We start from the raw sequence: 288 nt of genomic DNA on the forward strand, positions 1-288 counted from the left end.
CGCCCTACGCCGAAGGTCGCTGGGCATCGGACCACTATGGCGTCTGGGTACGCTTGCAGCTCGCGCCACCGGCCCAGCCCGCACCGAGCGACCGAATGCCGTAGGAGCGCACCCGGGCGCGACGGAGCCTTACCGGTAACGCTCCGTCGCGCCCGGGTGCGCTCCTACGAGACAGCGCACGGCAGCGCCCTCGCGCTCACCCATGCAGCCGATTGAAGATCTGCACACCCGCCAGCCACACCCCGGCCATGCTGCCGAAATTGGTCAGCAGGAACGTCAGCACCACGC

At 69.4% G+C, this 288-nt stretch carries 1 pseudogene; it reads left to right on the forward strand.

The features are described from left to right. Positions 1–104, forward strand: a pseudogene (locus OZ10_RS22460) (endonuclease/exonuclease/phosphatase family protein); the annotation flags it as partial. Positions 105–288: the final 184 nt, after the last annotated feature.

The sequence above is a fragment of the Xanthomonas cannabis pv. cannabis genome (genome assembly GCF_000802365.1).
Classification (GTDB): domain Bacteria; phylum Pseudomonadota; class Gammaproteobacteria; order Xanthomonadales; family Xanthomonadaceae; genus Xanthomonas; species Xanthomonas cannabis.